Annotated in this window: 1 protein-coding gene; it reads left to right on the top strand. The window is 68.4% G+C overall.

All coding sequences use genetic code 11. The features are described from left to right. Window positions 1-46: 46 nt before the first annotated feature. Window positions 47-250: hypothetical protein (locus SB724_RS21215; RefSeq protein ID WP_410572980.1), on the top strand; the 204-nt coding region annotated here is incomplete at its 3' end.

Genomic DNA, 250 nt, shown 5'->3' with positions numbered 1-250 from the left:
GGGCGGCCCGAGTCCATGGGTCTACCCGATCCTGGCACTCATCCCCATGGCAGTGGCCGCCGTCGCCGGACCCGGCCCGTTCTTCTTTCTTTGGGTCCTGCTGACCACGCTCCTCAACGGCTGGGCGCTGCTCGCCCTCACCGATCGCGGTCGCAGGCAACAAGCCATTCCCGCCGGATGGTGGTGGCTGCTGTTCCTGACCCTGATGGGCTGGCTGGGTTTTGCCCGCGTCGACGGCCTCACGGCGCCA

The organism is Bacillus sp. SIMBA_031, assembly GCF_046535225.1.
Classification (GTDB): Bacteria; Bacillota; Bacilli; order Bacillales; family Bacillaceae; genus Bacillus; species Bacillus velezensis.
The sequence above is the reverse complement of the archived record's forward strand: the minus strand, read 5'-3'. Positions and strand labels throughout refer to the sequence as shown.